An 18,534-nucleotide genomic window follows, 5' to 3' on the forward strand; every position below is an offset into this window, starting at 1 on the left:
GGGCGCGGGTGGTGACGGGAACCCCCGGCGCCGCCGCGGCCGGACCGCTCACCGCAGGCCCTCCGGCAGCATCCGCGCCAAGCGGCGCACGGCCCGTTGTTGCAGGGCCTTCACCGCGCCCTCGTTGCGGCCCATCCTGGCCGCGGTCTCGGCCACCGACAGGCCGCCGAGGAACCGGAGGACCACGCACTCCCGTTGGTCGGTGCCGAGTCGGCCGAGGTGGCGCAGCAGCTCGGAGTGCACCGCCTCGGTGAGGACCTTCTGCTCGGGGCCGGCCTGCACCGGCAGCGATGCCGACAGCGGCCCGTCCTCCGGCCGGGCGACCGGGACCTCCATGCGGTACTGGCCGGAGCGCACGTGGTCGAGGACCAGGTTGCGCGCGATCGTCACGAACCAGGCGCCCACGTCCCGGCCGCGTTCACGGAGTGAACTGATCCTGCGCAGCGCCCGCAGGAAGGTCTCGCTGGTGACGTCCTCCGCCAGCTCCCGGTCGCCGGTCCTCAGCAGCGCGTACCGGAACACGACGTCCACGTGGGTCCGGTACAGCTCGGCGAAGGCGGTCGGGTCGCCCCGCTGCGCGGCGCGTACGAGCGACCACCCTTCCGCCCGTGTCGTCGACATCCCACCCCCTGTCGCACCGAACCCGACTCGTGACGGAGTGGTCACCCAGGGTTGGTGGTCGGGGGGATTCTGGCGAACCCCGGGCGCCAACTTCCAGTTCAGCCCGGTTTTTCACTCCAGCAGGGTCCTTCTCCTGGCAGGTGATCGGAGACACCCGCCAACTCGGGGGAACATTGGACGACCGAGTATCGGATGACCCAGAATTCGAGCGGAATGTGCTCGCCAGCAGTACGGAGGTCATCGAGTGACGAACGCGCGAGAGGTGGAGCGGCAGTTACCGAGCCAGGAGGCGCGGGACCTGCTCGCGCTCACGAGTGACATCGCCAGTCGGGAACTCGCCCCGCGCGCGGCGGCGGCCGAGGAGCGCCGTGAGTTTCCCCGGGACCTCTTCGGCCTGCTCGGGCAGGCGGGTCTCCTCGGCCTGCCTTACCCGGAGGAGTACGGCGGGGGTGGGCAACCCTACGAGGTCTACCTCCAGGTGGTGGAGGAGCTGTCGAGGGCCTGGCTGACGGTGGGCCTCGGCACCAGCGTGCACTGCCTCTCGTGCCACGGGCTGGCCACCTTCGGCAGCGACGAACAGCGCGAACGCTGGCTGCCCGACCTGGTCGGCGGTGACCTGCTCGGGGCGTACTGCCTCTCCGAGCCGCACTCCGGGTCCGACGCGGCCGCGTTGCGGACCAGGGCGGAGCGGACCGCCGACGGATACCGGCTGTCGGGCACGAAGGCGTGGGTGACGCACGGAGGGGTCGCCGACTTCTACCTGGTCCTGGCCAGGACGGGCGAGGACGGGCCCAAGGGGATCAGCGCCTTCCTCGTGGACGGCGGCACCCCGGGCCTGAGCGGGGCCAGTCCGGAACGGAAGATGGGCCTCCGGTCCTCCGTGACGTCCCAGGTCGTGCTCGACGGAGTCGAGGTGCCCGTGGAACGGCGCCTCGGCGCCGAGGGCGACGGCTTCCGAGTGGCGATGGCGGCGCTCGACGCCGGACGTCTCGGCATCGCCGCCGGCGCGGTGGGCGTCGCCCAGGCCGCGCTGGACGTGGCGGTGGAGTACGCGGGGCAGCGCACGGCGTTCGGCCGGCCGATCGGGGAGTTCCAGGGGGTGTCGTTCCTGATCGCCGACGCGGCGGCGGGCATCGAGGCCGCGCGGCAGCTCTACCTCGCCGCCGCCCGTCGCAAGGACGGTGGTCTGCCGTACGGCCGGCAGGCGGCGATGGCGAAGTTGGTGGCCACCGACACCTGCATGCGGGTGACGACCGACATGGTCCAGGTCCTCGGGGGCGCCGGGTACGTGGAGGACTACCCGGTCGAGCGCTACATGCGGGAGGCGAAGGTGTTGCAGATCGTGGAGGGCACCAACCAGATCCAGCGCATGGTGATCGCCCGCTCCCTGATACAACGGTGAGCGTGCCAGACCACCACACCGTCACGCTGTTGGTCCGCCAGGGCTGCCACGGCTGCGTCGAGGCGGAGCGGGACATCGACCGGATCTGCGGTGAACTCGGGGTCCCCTGGACCTCGGAGGACGTCGACGACAACCGTGAGCTGCGCGCCGAGTACGGGGACCGGGTGCCGGTGATCCTGGTCGACGGGCGGGAACACGGGTACTGGCGCGTCGAGGAGGAGCGGCTTCGCGCCGCTCTGCGCTGAGCGCTTCACCTCCTGGGACCCGACCGGGAGCGGGGAGGACCCGGGTGGTCCCTCCCACCCGTCGCGGAACGTCGCTGCGTCCGCCCTGTGGAGCCAGCTGGCGGGGCGGCCCCCTCGGTGGCCGGCGGGGCCGGCCCTCCCGCCAGCCCCGCCAGTCGGGCCGCTTCCGCCGTGGCCGGTTCCGGTCTTCCAGCGGGCTCGTCCGCGTGGCGCTCCGCTCCGCCGGGCGGGCCGCTCGTCCTCGGCCACGCTCGTCTCGCCGGGTGGAGCGATCCCGCCCGCGCCCAGTGCCCGTGCGGCGCCCTCCGCTCGAGGTGGTCGCCGGGGTGTTCGCCCCGCCTCGGGGCTCCCCGTTCGCGACGCGCCGGTATCCGGCTGAAATGCCCGTCGGTGCGCCCACCGCTACCTATCGTGCTGAACCAGGTTTGACGCGAAACCTCACCCGCGACCAGCGCGCGGCCGGCCGGTTCGACACGGTCGCCGCTGGTCGGGCCTGGTCGACGATCGAGAAGGAGTGATCTGCGTGCGGAAGGCGCAACGCCACGCTGTGGTCGGGACTCTCGCGGCGGTTGCCCTGGTGGCGCCCGCCTGCTCGAACAACGAGCAGCCCGCCGACGACACCGCTACCACCACCACCGCCGAGCAGGAGACCTCCGCGGAGCAGTCCCCGTCCCCCACCCGCGATCCGAACAGCGGCGTGACGACCGTCGACGACGCCTTCGGCCCGGGCTGTCCGGACCTGCCGCAGGACGACGAGCCCGGATCGCTCAACGCGATGTCCGAGCAGCCGGTGGCGACGGCGGTGGAGAGCAACCCGCTGCTCACCCAGTTGACCGCCGCGATCAACGCCGTGCCCAACCTCGCGGACACCCTGAACAACTCGCAGGCCCTGACGGTGTTCGCCCCGGCGGACTCCGCGTTCGAGCAGCTGGGCGAGGACCAGCTCAACCAGCTCCTGGCCAATCCGACCGAGCTCGAACCCCTCCTCTCCTACCACGTCGTCGGGGAGAGGTTCGACGCCGAGGAGCTGTCCGAGGCGGGGTCGGTGGCGACCCTGCAGGGCAGCCACGTCAGCGTCGAGGGCAGTGGTGAGGACATGACGGTGGGCGGGGCGCAGGTCCTGTGCGGCAACTTCCCCACCGCCAACGCGACCGTGTTCGTCGTCGACCAGGTGCTCCAGCCGGAGGAGGGAGCGGCGCCCAGCGGTGAGAGCAGCGCACCGGCCGAGTCCGAGGCTCCTGGCGCGGAGGAGCCGGGCGGGGGCGAGCCGGTCGAGGAGGACGGTGAGATGCCGGTACCCACGAACTGAGCCTCGTCGCCGAGGGGGTCCGGCTCGGCCGGGCGCCCCTCGGCCCGTACGAGGCGCCGCTTCCCCGCATTCGAGGGCGGCCACCGCGGAACCCGTGGTGGCCGCCCTCGTTTTTCACCCTTTCAGGGAGTTGCCTCGCAGGGGAGCTGACCTCGTCTTACGGGTCGATTCACGTATGCAACTTTGTGCACCTCTTCACAAGCGCTACCGTGTAGCCGTCACCCCGCCGGGGCCGCGTGCGGACCAACCGCGGTCGGCCGGCGGTTCGTCGACGCAGGTCATGGCGAAAGTCATCACGGCGAGGAGAGTCAGCGTGGCAACACAGCGGGATGCGGGCGAGAGTGTCGTGACCGGTACCGCAGCCGCCGCGTCGGACCGTGCCGGAGAGGGCGCTGCCGAGGGCGACCCCGGCGCGTCCCCGGACGCCCGGCCGGCGGGGACGGCGGCGCCGGACGCCGACGTCGCCGTCGTTCGCGCCCGAGCGCGCGCCATCCCGGAGGCCGCCGTCGCCAGGCTCGCCGTCTACCTGCGCGTGCTCTCGGACCTCTCCGACGACGGCGTCGTGACCATCTCCAGCGAGGAGCTGTCGGTGGCCGCCGGGGTCAACTCGGCGAAGCTCCGCAAGGACCTCTCCTACATCGGCTCCTACGGAACGCGCGGCGTCGGCTACGACGTCAACGTGCTCGTCGGGCAGATCGAGCGGACCCTCGGCCTCACCCGCAAGCACAAGGTCGCGGTCGTCGGTATCGGTAACCTTGGTCACGCCCTGGCCAACTACGGAGGGTTCCCGAGTCGAGGCTTCCCGGTCGCCGCGCTCTTCGACGTCGACCCTGACCTCGAAGGAATCCCGGTCGGCGGGGTCCCGGTGCACCACACCGACGAGATCGTCCGGGTCTGCGGTGAGCTGGAGATCACCATCGGCGTCATCGCCACCCCAGCCCAGGGCGCCCAGGCGGTCTGCGACGGTTTGGTCCAGGGCGGTGTGCGGTGCATCCTGAACTTCGCACCCGTCGTTCTCCAGGTCCCGGACAACGTCGAGGTGCGCAAGGTCGACTTGGCGGTGGAGATGCAGATCCTGTCCTTCCACGTCGCCCGGCGGGACGACGCAGCGTCCGGCCCGGAGGCGGCACGCGTCGGTGACGGCGCCAACCCGGACCGCGACGAGGTCAACGGGGTGGTGGTCTCGAAGTGACGGTCCTCGCCGTCGGCCTCTCGCACCGCACCGCGCCCATCCAGCTCCTCGAGCGGGTGGCCGTCTCCGGCGACCGGTCGGAGAAGCTGCTGCTCGAACTGCTGGAGTGCGGCTCGCTCTCCGAGGTCGTGCTGCTGTCCACCTGCAACCGGGTCGAGATCTACGCCGTCGCCGACTCGTTCCACAGCGGTTTCGACGATGTGGCCGGTGTGCTCGCCCGACGCGCGGGCGTCGAGGTGCCGGACCTGGGCGGCAGCCTCTACGTGCACTACGCCCAGGCCGCCGTCGAGCACCTCTTCACCGTCGCGGCCGGCATGGACTCCATGGTCGTCGGCGAGTCCCAGATCCTCGGTCAGCTCCGCTCCGCCTACGCCCAGGCCGAGCGGCTGGGCACCGTGGGCAGCGTCCTCCACGAGCTGAGCCAGCAGGCGCTGCGGGTCGGCAAGCGCGTCCACGCGGAGACCGGGATCGGGGCCGAGGGCGCGTCGGTGGTCTCCGAGGCGCTCTCCGACGCAAGCGAGCTGCTCGGCGGGCTGGCCGGGCGACGGGCGCTGCTCGTCGGGGCGGGCTCGATGGGCGGGCTCGCCGCCGCCCACCTGCGTCGCGCCGGGGCCGGTGAGATCGTCGTGGCCAACCGCGGCCTGGACAACGCCCGTCGGCTCTCCGAGCTGAGCAGGCAGAACGGCACCCCGGCCCGCGCCGTGGGCCTCGACTCCCTTGCCGAGGAACTGGCCGTGGCCGACGTCGTCGTCGCCTGCACCGGAGCGGTCGACGCCGTCGTGGAGGTCGGAGCCGTCGTGCGCGCCAACCAGCTGCGCGCCGAGGCGGGGAGGGCGCACCACCCGCTGGTGCTCTGCGACCTCGGCCTGCCCAAGGACGTCGCGCCCGGCGTCGCCGAACTCCCCCAGGTGCGGGTCGTCGACCTGGAGTCGCTGCGCGCGCGGCTGCGCGGCGACCAGGACGGCAACGCCTTCGCGCGTGCCTCGGAGGTCCTGGCCGAGGAGGTCGCCAACTACCTCGCTGCCCAGCGCTCCGCCCAGGTCACCCCGACCGTGACCGCGCTGCGCAAGCGCGCCGCCGACGTGGTCGACGCGGAACTGCTCCGGCTGGACTCCCGGTTGCCCGACCTCGACGTGACCGTGCGGGAGGAACTCGCCAGGACGGTCCGCCGCGTGGTCGACAAGCTCCTGCACACGCCGACGGTCCGGGTGAAGGAACTGGCCGCCGGCCCGGGCGGCGGTGACTACGCCGACGCGCTCCGCGAGCTCTTCGCCCTCGACCCGAGGGCCCCTGGCGCCGTCAGGTCCCGACGCGGTGGGGCTGGCAGCGCGCTGCCAGCACACGGTGGTCCCGGCCGGCAGGACGTCCCCCCGGAGCGCGACCAGGAGGGTGAGGCCAGGTGACCCGCACTCTCCGGCTCGGGACCCGGGGCAGCGCACTGGCGATGACGCAGGCCGGATGGGTCGCCGACCGGCTCAGGGCCGAGGGCGTCGCCGTGGAGCTGGTGACGATCAGCACCGAGGGCGACCGGTCCAGCGCCCCCGTCGCCGAGATCGGCGTCGGCGTCTTCACCTCGGCACTGCGGGACGCGCTGGCCGAGGGGGAGGTGGACCTCGCGGTCCACTCCTACAAGGACCTGCCGACGGCACCCGACCCCCGGCTCCGCCTGGCCGCCGTCCCCACCAGGGAGGACCCGAGGGACGCCCTCGTCGCCAGGGACGACCTGCTCTTGGCCGAGCTGCCGGCGGGCTCGACCGTCGGTACCGGCTCGCCCCGGCGCGCCACCCAGCTCCGAGCACTCGGACTCGGACTGGAGGTACGCGCGTTGCGGGGCAACGTGGAGACCCGGCTGCGCAGGGTCGCCGATGGCGACCTTGACGCTGTGGTGGTGGCGCGTGCCGGCCTCGCCCGACTGGGCAGGCTGGACGCGATCACCGAAACGCTCGACCCCCTCCAGATGCTTCCCGCGCCCGCGCAGGGAGCCTTGGCGGTGGAGTGCCGCGTCGACGACGCGGACGTCGAGCACCTGACGCAGTCCATTGTGGACGACCCGGCCAGCCGCGACGCGGTGACGGCCGAGCGCGCCTTGTTGGCCGCGCTCGACGCCGGTTGCAGCGCTCCCGTCGGCGCGCTGGCCGAAATGGTGGAGGACCTCGACGACGAGGGACGAGCGGTGACCCGCCTGTTCCTCCGGGGTGTCGCGGGAACCGCGCGGGACGCGGTGACGCGTGCCTCCGCCATCGCAGAGACGACAGCAGCAGAGCAGCTCGGCCGCGATGTCGCCGCCGAGCTGCTCGACCTCGGGGCAGCGGTGCTCAGCGGCCCCGAGCGGCAATGAGTGGGGAGTGCCCTGATGACCCGAGCACGTAAGACCCCCGGACGTATCGCCTTCGTGGGTACCGGCCCCGGAGACGCGGGACTCCTCACCGTCCGGGCGAAGAAACTGTTGGCCGCGGCCTCGCTGGTGGTCACCGATCCCGACGTCGCCTCGGAGGCGAGTTCGCTCGTCGCCGACGGAGCGGAGGTCCGCCCCGCGGTGGGGAACCCGGGCGAGGTGGCGACCGACCTGGCGAACGAGGCCCGGGCCGGCCGCTCCGTCGTCCGGCTGGTCAGCGGCGACCCGCTGACCTCGGACGCGGTGGTCGCCGAGGCCCGGGCGGTCGCCGGCACCGACGTGCCCTTCGACGTCGTGCCCGGCGTCGCCGCGGGCAGCGCGGTGCCCGCCTACGCCGGGGTCGCCCTCGGCGCGGTGCACACCGAGGCCGACGTCCGAGGCGACGTGGACTGGGCGGCGCTGGCCGCCGCCCCCGGCACCCTGGTGCTGCACGCCGCCGGCAGCCACCTCGCCGAGGCGGCGTCCTCCCTGGTGGAGCACGGGCTGTCCGCCCAGACGCCCGTCGCGGTGACGGCGGAGGGCACGGCGTTCACCCAGCGCACCCTGGACACCACCCTGGCCTCCCTGGCGGCGGACGCGGGCGAACTGCCCGGCCCGCTGGTCGTCACCATCGGTGACGCGGTCGCCAACCGCCAGGAACTGTCCTGGTGGGAGTCGAGGGCGCTGTACGGCTGGAAGGTGCTGGTCCCCAGGACCAAGGACCAGGCCGGGGCGATGAGCGACCGGCTGCGGGCGCACGGCGCCATCCCGGTGGAGGTGCCGACGATCTCGGTCGAGCCCCCGCGCAGCCCCGCGCAGATGGAGCGCGCGGTCAAGGGCCTGGTCGACGGTCGCTACCAGTGGGTGGTGTTCACCTCGACCAACGCGGTCCGTGCCGTGTGGGAGAAGTTCCGCGAGTTCGGCCTCGACGCCAGGGCCTTCTCCGGCGTGAAGATCGCCTGCGTGGGCGAGGCCACCGCGGAGCGCGTGCGCGGCTTCGGCATCGTGCCGGAACTCCTGCCCTCCGGGGAGCAGTCCAGCGAGGGGCTGCTCGCCGACTTCCCGCCCTACGACGACATCCTCGACCCGGTGGACCGGGTCCTGCTGCCCCGGGCCGACATCGCCACCGAGACCCTGGCCGCCGGCCTGCGGGACCGCGGGTGGGAGATCGACGACGTCACCGCGTACCGGACAGTGCGGGCCGCTCCGCCGCCCGCCGACACCAGGGAGATGATCAAGACCGGCGGCTTCGACGCCGTCTGCTTCACCTCCTCGTCGACGGTCCGGAACCTGGTCGGCATCGCCGGCAAGCCGCACACCAGGACGATCGTGTCCTGCATCGGGCCGGCCACCGCCGAGACCGCGACCGAGTTCGGGCTCCGGGTCGACGTCCAGCCGGAGACGGCGCAGGTCGCGGCGCTCGTGGACGCGCTCGCCGAGCACGCCTCACGGCTCCGGGCGGAGGGCGCCCTGCCCCCGCCGAGGAAGGCGAAGCGGGCCCGCCGCTGAGCACAGGGGGACTGGCCGGTGGTCGGGTGGGCGCGAGGCGCCACCCGACCACCCCGCCCCGACGCGCGACGAAGGGAGACGACGGATGTTCCCCCTGGAACGCCCGAGGCGGTTGCGGCGCACCCCGGCGATGCGCCGCCTCGTCGCGGAGACCAGCCTCGAACCGAGGCACCTGGTGCTGCCCCTGTTCGTCCGGGAGGGGGCGTCGGAACCGGTTCCCATCGCGTCGATGCCCGGTGTCGTGCAGCACGACCTCGACTCGCTGCGGCGGGCCGCGGTGGCCGCCGTCGACGCCGGTGTCGGCGGTCTCATGCTGTTCGGGGTCCCGGAACGCCGGGACGCGAGGGGCAGTGGCGGCGCGGCCCCCAAGGGCATCCTCAACGTGGCGCTCCGCGCGCTGTCCGAGGAGGTGGGTGACGGCACCGTGCTGATGGCGGACACCTGCCTCGACGAGTTCACCGACCACGGTCACTGCGGCCTGCTCACCGACGACGGCGTGGTGGACAACGACCTCACCCTGGAGGCGTACGCGGAGATGGCCGTCGCGCAGGCCGATGCCGGCGCGCACGTGGTGGGCCCGAGCGGCATGATGGACGGGCAGGTGGAGGTGATCCGCCAGGCCCTCGACGAGGCGGGGCTTGACGAGACCGCCGTGCTCGCCTACTCGGCCAAGTACACCTCGGCCTTCTACGGCCCGTTCCGCGACGCCGTCGAGTCCCAGCTCACCGGTGACCGCCACACCTACCAGCAGGATCCGGCCAACGGCCGGGAGGCGCTGCGGGAGGTTCGGCTCGATCTGGCCGAGGGCGCCGACGCCGTCATGGTGAAACCGGCGATGTCCTACCTGGACGTGGTGCGCCAGGTCGCCGAGATTTCCGAGGTCCCCGTCGCGGCCTACCAGGTGTCCGGTGAGTACGCGATGGTGGAGGCCGCCGTGGCGAACGGGTGGCTCGACCGCCGGCGCACGGTCCTGGAGACGCTGACCTCGATCCGCCGGGCCGGCGCCGACATCGTCCTCACCTACTGGGCGGCCGAGGCCGCCGGGTGGCTGCGCTCGGCCCGCTGAGCCCTGGGACTCCGCACGACTGGTGGGACGCCGTGCTGACCTCGGTGGACGCTCCCGGGGGTGGCGGAACGGGTTCCGGGCCGAGCCGATCGGATCGCCGCGCGCCCTGTCGGCGTTCCCCGCTCCCGTCGTCGGGGCGGACCGCGCGGGAGCCGGCGTCCCCGGCTCGTCGGAGGCCTTGGCGGGACGAGCGGCGGTCGCTCGCGACCCCCTCGTCGTCATCCTCCGAGGGATCGACCGGAGCCATTACCGCACGCCACGGTGTCTGGTTCGTCCCGGAACGGCGGAATGGCCCTCGGTGGACGTTCCCGCCGAAGGCTCGTAGCGTTGACGCGTGTCCACTCCCCAGGATCCCCGTGAGCCCGACGAGCCCGACCGTCAGCCGGGAGGCGGGATGCCCCCGCCTCCGCCGTTGAGCCCGGACGAGGACGGTCGGAGCCAGCCGGCGATGCCCACCGAGGTCAGGGTGTCGTTCTGGATCTGGATCGGTAGCGCCGTCCTGAACATCGTCTTCAACCTCCTCGCGCTGACCGGTCTGGACGAGTTGCGGGAGGAGTTCCGCCGGGAGGGTCAGGCGAACGGTCTGAGCCCGGACGAGGTGGACAGCGTCTTCAACACGGCCATCGGCGTGACACTGGTCGTCGCGCTGGCCATCCAGGCCCTGTACGTCCTGTTCGCGTTCAAGATGCGCGACGGCCGGAACTGGGCCCGGGCCGCGCTCACGGTGCTCGCCGTGCTGAACCTGCTGCTCTTCGCCTCCGCGGGAGGCGGCAACGGCATGAACACCCTGTTCAACATGTTGCCCGTCGTCGCCACCGTGTTGCTGTTCCTCCCCAACTCCAACGCCTACTTCCAGGCGCACCGGAGACACTGACCCGAGGCCGAGGGCGCGACTTCAGGTGCGCCCTCGGCCAGGTCCCCCGCCGGTTCCCGCGCCGCCGAGGTGCCGTTCCTCGGGTCTTCGACAACGAATATCCCCAGTTCGGTGGACACCCGGGTGGCCGGCTTCTACCGTCGCCGGGTGACCAACCCTCAGGGCCCCTACCAGCAGGGCTCACCGCATCCCGCCAACACTCCGCCACCCGGCTGGGGGCCGCCGCCCGGCGCGTCCGGCGGCGGTACTCCGCCGCCCGGGTACGGGCAGCCCCAGTTCCCCGCCGCTCCCGGCTACGGCCAGGCACCAGGCCAGTTCGGTGGCGGCATGCCGCCGGCGGGGTTCGGCATGGCTCCGCCCCCGCTGTCCGACCCCGAGCAGCGCGCCGGGCAACGGCCAGCCTCCGTGAACACCGCGTTCTTCCTGTGGATGGGCAACGCGGTGCTCGGCATCCTCGCCACGGTCGCCATGATCGTGCTGCTGGACACCGTCGTCGCGCGTGAGGTGGCGGCCTCGGGCGTCAGCGCGGAGCTCGGCGAGAGCGTCACCAGCCTCGCGCGGTCCGCCGCGATGGTGGCGGCGACGATCAGCGCGATCCTGGCCGGCCTCATGATCCTCTTCGTCTTCAAGATGCGGGCCGGGCGCAACTGGGCCAGGATCCTGCTGACCGTGCTGGGAGCCCTCTCGATCCTGGGCACCCTGAGCGACCTCGGCAGCCTCGCCGCGAACTTCGAGGTCGGTGGCCCCGGGATCCTGCTGGGCCTCCTCGCGATCGCGCAGCCCCTGCTGGTCATCGGAGGTCTCGTGATGATGTACCTCGCCGACTCCAACCGGTACTTCCGGCAGTCCTGACCGCCTCGGGGACCCCGAACGGGCGGCCCGGCTGCGGTCGGTGCCGGTGAACCCGACGGCTCTCGCGTGGAAGACTCACGTTCCGTGAAGGCAACCGAGACTGGCGAGCTCCCCGACCGGCGGGACGGGGCCTCGGCCGACGGTGGCGTCCCCGTCACACCGGAGGAGGCCGTGCCACGGCTCCACAGCCCGCTCCGCGCCGTCGTCGGCGGCCTTGAGCTGCTGCTGGCACTGGGCGCCGGCGCGCTGACCGCGTGGATGTGGCAGCGCGGGGTGGTCGTCCTCGACTACGTCGCGACCGACGGCCAGGTCGAACACGTCTCCCACCGGCACCTGGGGAACTGGTTGGCCGGGGCCGTCGGTTGCGGCACCCTCGGTGCCCTGCTGCTGCTCGACGCCGCCCGCCAGTTGGTGCTGGCCAGCCGGGCCGGGAAGGGGCCGGCCCCGGATGTCGAGGCCGGCCCAGAGCCGCCGCCGCGGTGAGGTGCGCGACTCCACCCCCACCTCGGACCCCGGCCGCCGAGAGGTCCTTGCGAGACTGGTCCCGTGAGCGAGCAGCGGGAACCAACGGGTGCGGAAGGACACGGCGTCGGATCGGCTGGCCGATCCGTCGAGCGGTCGAGGGAGTGGTTCGAACGGGCCAGCGCGCTCACCCCGGGCGGGGTGAACAGCCCGGTGCGGGCGTTCCACTCCGTCGGGGGCACCCCGAGGGTGATGGTGCGCGGCGCCGGCCCGCACCTGTGGGATGTCGACGGGAACCGGTACGTGGACCTCGTGTCCTCGTGGGGGCCGATGATCCTCGGGCACGCCCATCCCGCCGTCGTGGAGGCCGTTCGGTCGGCGGCCACGAACGGGCTGTCCTTCGGCACGCCCACCACCGGTGAGGTGGAGCTCGCCCAGGAGATCATCGACCGCGTGCCACCGGTCGCCCAGCTGCGACTGGTCAACTCCGGCACCGAGGCCACCATGAGCGCCGTGCGGCTCGCCAGGGGCCACACCGGGCGGCGCAAGGTCGTGAAGTTCGCCGGCTGCTACCACGGGCACGTCGACGCCCTGCTGGCCAGCGCCGGCTCCGGGGTCGCGACGCTGGGACTGCCCACCACTCCGGGCGTCACCGGCGCCCAGGCCGAGGACACCCTCGTCCTGCCCTACAACGACCTCGCCGCCGTGCGGGAGGCCTTCGACCGCCACGGCGCCGACATCGCCTGCGTGATCACCGAGGCCGCGGCCGGCAACATGGGTGCCGTCGCGCCCGTGCCCGGCTTCAACGCCGGTCTCCGGGAACTGTGCGACCGGCACGGCGCCCTGCTCGTGATGGACGAGGTCATGACCGGGTTCCGGGTGTCCCGGTCCGGGTGGTACGGCCTCGACGGGGTCGCCGGCGACCTCTACACCTTCGGCAAGGTGATGTCCGGTGGGCTCCCGGCGGCCGCGTTCGGCGGCCGGGCCGAGGTGATGGCCCGGCTCGCTCCGGCCGGCCCCGTCTACCAGGCCGGCACGCTCTCCGGGAACCCCGTGGCCGTGGCGGCGGGTCTGGCGACGTTGCGCGCCGCCGACGACACCGTGTACGCCCGGCTCGACGAGAACGCCCGTCGGCTCGGTGGCCTGCTCGGTGACGCCCTGACCTCGGCCGGCGTGCCACACCACGTCGCCTACGCCGGTAACCTGCTCAGCGTCTTCTTCAGCGAGGACGAGGTCCACGACTACGCCGCGGCCCAACGGGCCGACACCTGGCGCTTCCCCGCGTTCTTCCACGCGCTGCTGGAGCGTGGCGTGTACGCGCCGCCCAGCGCCTTCGAGGCCTGGTTCGTGTCGGCCGCGCTGGACGACGACGCGTTCGAGGCGATCGCGGCGGCGCTGCCGCCGGCCGCCGAGGCCGCCGCGGCGGCGAGCCGAGAGGGGACGAGATGACGACCCGGACGACCGTGCACCTGCTCCGCCACGGCGAAGTGCACAACCCGAGCGGCGTGCTGTACGGCCGCCTGCCGAACTTCCACCTCTCCGCGACCGGGGAACAGCAGGCCAAGGAGGTCGCGGCGTTCCTGGCCGACCGGGACCTCGTGCACGTGGTGGCCTCGCCGCTGGAGCGGGCCCAGCAGACCGCGCAGCCGCTGGTGGCCACCCACGGCGTGGAACTGGCCACCGACGAGCGCCTCATCGAGGCCGGCAACCTCTTCGAGGGGCTCCGGGTGTCGGTGGGGGACGGCGCGCTGCGGTCCCCCAAGCACTGGTCCAAGCTGCGGAACCCGTTCCGCCCCTCCTGGGGCGAGCCCTACCTGCGGATCGCGCACCGCATGCTCGGAGCCGTCCATCGGGCGCGGGCCGCCGCGGAGGGCCACGAGGCGGTGTGCGTCTCGCACCAGCTGCCGATCTGGACCATCAGGCTGTTCCTCGAAGGACGGCGGATGTGGCACGACCCCCGGCGGCGGCAGTGCTCACTCGCCTCCCTGACCAGCCTGGTCTTCGACGACGAGCAGCTGGTTCGGATCTCCTACTTCGAGCCCGTCGGCAGCACCGACGCACGGGTGACGGGAGCCTGAGCGGCGGCCGCCGGCCCGGTTCCGAGGTGCCGCCTCGGCGGTGGCAGGCTGGCGCCGGGGCACCGCCACCCCGGCGGACGGGCGATGTCCGGTGACGGCGACGGACCCCAGCGGGAAGGTGTGTGATGAGCGGTACCGAAGAGGCCGACCGCGGCGTCGGCGGGACACGGAGTCGACGGCGACGCCGTCCCCTCGCGGCCCTGGTGGTGGCCACCGGCCTGCTGGTCGGCGCCTGCACCGGCACCGACCAGGTGGAGGGGGACTTCCAGTTCATCGCGCCCGGCGGCCAGACCCGCCTCCACTACGAGGCGGCGGAACGGCAGCCCGTACCGGACATCTCGGGTGAGGACCTGTTCGACGAGGACAGCCGCATCAGCGTCGCCGACTACGCCGGTGACGTCGTCGTCGTCAACATCTGGGGTTCCTGGTGCACGCCGTGCCGGGAGGAGGCCCCCGAGCTCCAGCGCATGTCCGAGGCGACCGCGGACGAGGACGTCCAGTTCCTGGGGATCAGCGTGCGGGACAACCCTCGCAGCGCGCCGATTGACTTCATGGAGAACCTCGGGCTGACCTACCCGAGCATCTACGACCCCTCCGGCCGGTCGCTGCTCGGGCTGCGCGGCTACCCGCGCAACGCCGTGCCCTCCACCCTGTTGATCGACAGGGAGCAGCGGGTGGCGGCCGTGTTCCTCGCTCAGGTCCACGAGGAGGAGCTGATGCCCGCCGTCGAGGACCTGCTCGCCGAGGGCGGTGGCGACGCGGCGGCCCCGGGGGCCGACGACCGGGGCGAGGAGACCGACGGCACCTCCGCCGGGGACGGCGGGGAGGTGGGTGGCCGGTGAGCGGAGGAGTGGGCCGCGCCACGCGTGGACGACCCCCGGCGCCGTATCCGTTTCGTACTACTTACTCTCGTTGAGCGTGGACCCCACCGAGTTCGTGATCAGCGGCCCGCTGCTGTTGGCGATGGGCCTCTCGGCGCTGGCCGGCGTCGTGAGCTTCGCGTCGCCGTGCGTGATCCCGCTGGTCCCCGGCTACCTCGCCTACCTCGCGGGGTTGGTCGGCGCGTCCGCACCCGACGAGGTCCCCGACCGGGCGGGGAAACCGGTTCCCGCCGGCGCGTCGCCCTCGGCGTCCCAGACCTCGACGTCCTCGGTCGAGCCGGTCGAGGGGCCGGCGACGGCGCGGGACGCGCGCCAGCAAGCGGGTGCGGGTCGGTGGCGGGTCGCCGGCGCGGCGCTGCTCTTCGTCCTGGGTTTCACGGTCGTGTTCATGCTCGCGACGGTGAGCCTCCTCGGCCTCTCCGAGACGATCACGGCCAACGAGGTCGTGCTCCAGCGGGTGGGCGGCGTGATCACCATCGCGATGGGACTGGTCTTCCTCGGCTTGGTGCCCGCCCTGCAACGTGATCTCCGGTTCCACCGGGTCCGCCGGGACGGTCTCCTCGGCGCCCCACTCCTCGGTGGGGTGTTCGCGCTGGGCTGGACACCCTGCCTCGGCCCGACCCTGACCGGGGTGCTGTCCTTCGCCATCGCCACCCAGGGCGACGGCGGGGTCCTGACCAGGGGGGTCACCCTCGTCGCCGCGTACTGCCTCGGTCTGGGTCTGCCGTTCGTGCTCCTCGCGGTCGGCGCGGGCTGGGCGGTGCGCAGCGCCGGTTGGCTGCGGCGGAACACGAGGAGGATCCAGCTGGCGGGTGGCGTGATGATGATCGTGGTGGGGGTTCTGCTCGTGACCGGTACCTGGAACTGGCTCATCGGCGTGCTGCGTGGTCCGATCAGCGGCTTCGAGTTGCCGCTCTGATGGCCGAGGAGTCGAAGGCCCGGGAGGAGACCAGGCCGGGACGCGCGCCACACCGGGTGGTGCTGGCGACCCTCCGGAACTACTGGCGTGGTCTGACGACCATGCGGACCGCGCTGGTGCTGCTGTTCCTGCTGGCGCTGGCGTCGGTGCCCGGCGCGCTGCTCCCCCAGCGGTCGGTGGCCCCGGAACTCGTCGTCGACTACTACAACGACAACCCGCGTCTGGCCCCCCTCCTCGACCGGCTGTCGATGTTCGACGTCTTCGGCAGCGTGTGGTTCGCCGCGATCTACGTCCTGCTGTTCACCTCCCTCGTCGGGTGCGTGGTGCCGAGGTGCGCGGAGTTCGTCCGGCAGCTGCGCGCCAGGCCGGTGTTGACGCCGAGGAACCTCGACCGGCTGCCGCACCACCACCGCGTGGAGACCGACGTGTCGCCCGAGGAGGCGGTCGCGCACGCCCGGACCGTGCTCAGGGGGTGGCGGGTCGCCGAACGCGAGGAGGACCAGGGCGTCCGAACCCTCAGCGCCGAACGCGGTTACCTCCGCGAGGCGGGGAACCTGGTCTTCCACACCGCGATGCTGGGCCTGTTGGTCGCCTTCGCCCTGGGCGAGCTGTTCGGGTACGAGGGCCAGACCATCGTCCGAGCCGACGGCCAGGAGTTCTGCAACTCGGGCATCTACAACTACGACTCCTTCAACGCCGGGATCAGCGTCGACGGCACCAACCTGAACCCGTTCTGCGTCCGCGTCGACGGGTTCCGCGCCGAGCACCTGCCCACCGGGCAGGCCCTCCAGTACCACGCCGACCTGTCCTACCAGGTGGGCGACGCCCTGGAGACCGGCGAGTGGAGTGAGCACGAGCTCCAGGTGAACCACCCGCTGCGCACCGGCACGGACCGCGTGTACCTGCTGGGGCACGGTTACGCGCCCCGCTTCACCGTCACCTTCCCCAACGGGGAGGAACGGGTGAAGAACACGCAGTGGCGGCCGGTGGAACTCCAGACCATGCTCTCCGAGGGGGCGACCAAGTTCGATCCGCCGGGGACACCGGACGAGGAGGAACGCCACCGCGGCCAGCTGGCCATCACCGGTCTGCTCGCGCCCACCCCCGCCTACGACGGAACCCTGCTGACCTCCCGGTTCCCCGCGCTCAACGAGCCGGCCGTCGCCGTGGACGTGTTGCGCGGGAACCTGGGCAACGACTCCGGCCGAGGGCAGTCGATCTTCGAGATCGACCAGGAGATGGTGGACGCCGGCCTCCTCGAACGGGTCGCCAGGGAGAACCTGTCGGTCGGTGAGGAACTGGAGCTGGACGACGGCACCGTGATCCGCTTCGACGGGGTCGACGACTGGGTCTCGCTCCAGGTCTCCCACGACCCGGCGCAGATCTGGGTCCTGGTCGCCAGCATCGCGGTACTGCTGGGGCTGAGCCTGTCGTTGGGGATCAAACGGCGCCGGGTCTGGGTGCGCGCCACCCCTGCCGATCCGGATGACCCCGGTGGTCGTACCGTGGTGCGCATCGGTGGTCTGGCACGGACTGACCAGGCCGGTTACGGCGAGGAGTTCACCCGGCTCGCCGCCGAGCTGGAGCCCGCCGGCCGTTCGGAACCGCCGGCTGACCCGGAGCCCGCCTCGGCCCGGGCGCACGGGAAGGACACCTGATGCCTGTCAACGAGACGCTGTCGGTCTACAGCGATCTCTGCTACGCCGCCGCGTTGGCCGTGTTCATGCTCGGACTGCTGCTGCACGCCGCGGAGTACGGATTCACCCGCAAGCCGAAGCAGCGCGCGGCGACACCGGCCGCCGGGGTCGCCGCGGGCGGGGTGGCCACGCTGGACCGGCCGGAGGAGGACTCGCCGGGCGGGGCGGTCGGTCCCGGGGTCCGCGACCGACGTCCGCTGGCGGCTCGGCTTGGCCGGATGGGCGTGGCCCTGACCGTGCTGGCCGCCGTCCTCCAACTGGCGTCCCTGGTGCTGCGGGGTCTGGCGACCAGCCGCATCCCGTGGGGCAACATGTACGAGTACATCGCGGCCCTGTGCCTGGCCGCGGTCGTCGCCTGGCTGGTGGTGCTGCGGCGTCACCCGGTCCGGGAGATCGCGGTCTTCGTGCTGCTCCCGGTGGTCATCCTCTACTTCGTCGCTGGAACCTTCCTGTACGCCGAGGCCGCGCCGCTCGTGCCCTCGCTGCGTTCCTACTGGATCATCATCCACGTCTCCGCGGCCATCGTCGGCAGTGGAATCCTGCTGGTCTCCGGCATGGGTGCCGTGGCGTACCTGATCAAGTCCGCGCACGAGCGGCGGCCGGAGCGGTTCCGCAACCTCGGCGCGAAACTGCCGGACCTCGTGGCGCTGGACCGGCTCGCGTACCGCACCGCCGTCTTCGCGTTCCCGATCCTGACCTTCGGCATCATCTGCGGGGCCATCTGGGCCGAGGCGGCCTGGGGCCGGTTCTGGGGGTGGGACCCCAAGGAGACGGTGGCCTTCATCTCCTGGGTGGTCTACGCGGGTTACCTGCACGCGCGGGCCACCACCGGCTGGCGCGGGGTGCCCGCCGCCTGGATCAACGTGATCGGTTTCGCCACCGTCGTCTTCAACCTCTTCTTCGTGAACCTGGTTGTGGCGGGCCTGCATTCCTATGCTGGAGTCGGTTGATCGGCGGTGGCGCTGGTCTGGCGGACGGAACGCGAACCCCCCACAAGCACGGGAAACGACTGGCGTTACCGTCGGAGGCGGGTCGGGGAAGGCTCGATCCGTT

Annotated in this window: 18 protein-coding genes; 17 read left to right on the forward strand and 1 reads right to left on the reverse strand. The window is 72.5% G+C overall.

Annotated elements, in window-relative coordinates; translation table 11 throughout:
• Nucleotides 1-48: 48 nt before the first annotated feature.
• The gene (locus G443_RS18015; RefSeq protein ID WP_026419598.1) at nucleotides 49-621 is read right to left on the reverse strand and encodes a sigma-70 family RNA polymerase sigma factor; all 573 of its coding nucleotides are present in this window, start codon (nucleotides 619-621) and stop codon (nucleotides 49-51) included.
• Between the two features lie 244 nt (nucleotides 622-865).
• On the opposite strand from G443_RS18015, the gene G443_RS18020 reads away from it, so the two are divergent.
• The 17 genes from G443_RS18020 to ccsB all read left to right on the forward strand — a co-directional run bounded on the left by G443_RS18020 (nucleotide 866) and on the right by ccsB (nucleotide 18,431).
• Nucleotides 866-2,023 (forward strand): acyl-CoA dehydrogenase family protein, encoded by a 1,158-nt coding sequence (locus G443_RS18020; protein WP_026419597.1) that lies wholly within the window; start codon nucleotides 866-868, stop codon nucleotides 2,021-2,023.
• Nucleotides 2,020-2,268 (forward strand): glutaredoxin family protein, encoded by a 249-nt coding sequence (locus G443_RS18025; RefSeq protein WP_026419596.1) that lies wholly within the window; start codon nucleotides 2,020-2,022, stop codon nucleotides 2,266-2,268. Before G443_RS18020 ends, G443_RS18025 begins: the two co-directional genes overlap by 4 nt.
• Before the next feature lie 523 nt (nucleotides 2,269-2,791).
• A complete protein-coding gene (locus tag G443_RS18030) occupies nucleotides 2,792-3,577 on the forward strand; it encodes a fasciclin domain-containing protein (protein ID WP_081715553.1) in 786 nt (261 codons plus the stop codon).
• A 346-nt stretch (nucleotides 3,578-3,923) separates the two neighbouring features.
• Complete coding sequence (locus tag G443_RS18035) at nucleotides 3,924-4,769, forward strand: redox-sensing transcriptional repressor Rex (RefSeq protein ID WP_026419595.1); 846 nt, start codon at nucleotides 3,924-3,926, stop codon at nucleotides 4,767-4,769.
• On the forward strand, nucleotides 4,766-6,172 hold the full coding sequence (locus tag G443_RS18040) for a glutamyl-tRNA reductase (RefSeq protein ID WP_026419594.1): 1,407 nt from the start codon (nucleotides 4,766-4,768) through the stop codon (nucleotides 6,170-6,172). Before G443_RS18035 ends, G443_RS18040 begins: the two co-directional genes overlap by 4 nt.
• On the forward strand, nucleotides 6,169-7,107 hold the full coding sequence (gene hemC / locus G443_RS18045) for a hydroxymethylbilane synthase (protein WP_026419593.1): 939 nt from the start codon (nucleotides 6,169-6,171) through the stop codon (nucleotides 7,105-7,107). Before G443_RS18040 ends, hemC begins: the two co-directional genes overlap by 4 nt.
• A 15-nt stretch (nucleotides 7,108-7,122) precedes the next feature.
• Entirely contained in the window at nucleotides 7,123-8,652 is a 1,530-nt protein-coding gene (locus G443_RS18050) for a bifunctional uroporphyrinogen-III C-methyltransferase/uroporphyrinogen-III synthase (RefSeq protein ID WP_026419592.1), read from the forward strand.
• 85 nt (nucleotides 8,653-8,737) lie between these two features.
• Entirely contained in the window at nucleotides 8,738-9,718 is a 981-nt protein-coding gene (gene hemB / locus G443_RS18055; RefSeq protein ID WP_026419591.1) for a porphobilinogen synthase, read from the forward strand.
• Nucleotides 9,719-10,052: 334 nt separating this feature from the next.
• Complete coding sequence (locus tag G443_RS18060) at nucleotides 10,053-10,592, forward strand: hypothetical protein (protein WP_155886203.1); 540 nt, start codon at nucleotides 10,053-10,055, stop codon at nucleotides 10,590-10,592.
• A 147-nt stretch (nucleotides 10,593-10,739) separates the two neighbouring features.
• On the forward strand, nucleotides 10,740-11,444 hold the full coding sequence (locus G443_RS18065) for a hypothetical protein (RefSeq protein ID WP_155886202.1): 705 nt from the start codon (nucleotides 10,740-10,742) through the stop codon (nucleotides 11,442-11,444).
• A gap of 84 nt (nucleotides 11,445-11,528) precedes the next feature.
• Complete coding sequence (locus tag G443_RS18070; RefSeq protein WP_051314141.1) at nucleotides 11,529-11,927, forward strand: hypothetical protein; 399 nt, start codon at nucleotides 11,529-11,531, stop codon at nucleotides 11,925-11,927.
• Between the two features lie 63 nt (nucleotides 11,928-11,990).
• Nucleotides 11,991-13,355, forward strand: coding sequence for a glutamate-1-semialdehyde 2,1-aminomutase (hemL, locus tag G443_RS18075; RefSeq protein ID WP_081715552.1), 1,365 nt, complete (start codon nucleotides 11,991-11,993; stop codon nucleotides 13,353-13,355).
• The gene (locus tag G443_RS18080) at nucleotides 13,352-13,984 is read left to right on the forward strand and encodes a histidine phosphatase family protein (RefSeq protein ID WP_026419587.1); all 633 of its coding nucleotides are present in this window, start codon (nucleotides 13,352-13,354) and stop codon (nucleotides 13,982-13,984) included. Before hemL ends, G443_RS18080 begins: the two co-directional genes overlap by 4 nt.
• 125 nt (nucleotides 13,985-14,109) lie before the next feature.
• Nucleotides 14,110-14,826 carry a TlpA family protein disulfide reductase gene (locus G443_RS18085; protein WP_245588865.1) on the forward strand — a complete coding sequence of 239 codons (717 nt, stop codon included), beginning with the start codon at nucleotides 14,110-14,112 and terminating at the stop codon, nucleotides 14,824-14,826.
• A gap of 76 nt (nucleotides 14,827-14,902) precedes the next feature.
• Entirely contained in the window at nucleotides 14,903-15,784 is an 882-nt protein-coding gene (locus G443_RS18090) for a cytochrome c biogenesis CcdA family protein (RefSeq protein WP_051314140.1), read from the forward strand.
• Nucleotides 15,784-17,442 carry a cytochrome c biogenesis protein ResB gene (resB, locus tag G443_RS18095; RefSeq protein WP_026419585.1) on the forward strand — a complete coding sequence of 553 codons (1,659 nt, stop codon included), beginning with the start codon at nucleotides 15,784-15,786 and terminating at the stop codon, nucleotides 17,440-17,442. Before G443_RS18090 ends, resB begins: the two co-directional genes overlap by 1 nt.
• A complete protein-coding gene (gene ccsB / locus G443_RS18100) occupies nucleotides 17,442-18,431 on the forward strand; it encodes a c-type cytochrome biogenesis protein CcsB (protein ID WP_026419584.1) in 990 nt (329 codons plus the stop codon). The genes resB and ccsB overlap by 1 nt, the downstream gene beginning before the upstream one ends.
• Nucleotides 18,432-18,534 lie beyond the last annotated feature (103 nt).

It is taken from the genome of Actinoalloteichus caeruleus DSM 43889 (assembly GCF_000429185.2).
Lineage (GTDB): Bacteria > Actinomycetota > Actinomycetes > Mycobacteriales > Pseudonocardiaceae > Actinoalloteichus_B > Actinoalloteichus_B caeruleus.

Coding starts and splice junctions, on each gene's coding strand:
- G443_RS18015 (WP_026419598.1), bottom strand. CDS start 621: ATGTCGACGACACGGGCGGAAGGGTGGTCGCTCGTACGCGCCGCGCAG.
- G443_RS18050 (WP_026419592.1), top strand. CDS start 7,123: ATGACCCGAGCACGTAAGACCCCCGGACGTATCGCCTTCGTGGGTACC.
- hemB (WP_026419591.1), top strand. CDS start 8,738: ATGTTCCCCCTGGAACGCCCGAGGCGGTTGCGGCGCACCCCGGCGATG.
- G443_RS18080 (WP_026419587.1), top strand. CDS start 13,352: ATGACGACCCGGACGACCGTGCACCTGCTCCGCCACGGCGAAGTGCAC.
- G443_RS18085 (WP_245588865.1), top strand. CDS start 14,110: ATGAGCGGTACCGAAGAGGCCGACCGCGGCGTCGGCGGGACACGGAGT.
- resB (WP_026419585.1), top strand. CDS start 15,784: ATGGCCGAGGAGTCGAAGGCCCGGGAGGAGACCAGGCCGGGACGCGCG.
- ccsB (WP_026419584.1), top strand. CDS start 17,442: ATGCCTGTCAACGAGACGCTGTCGGTCTACAGCGATCTCTGCTACGCC.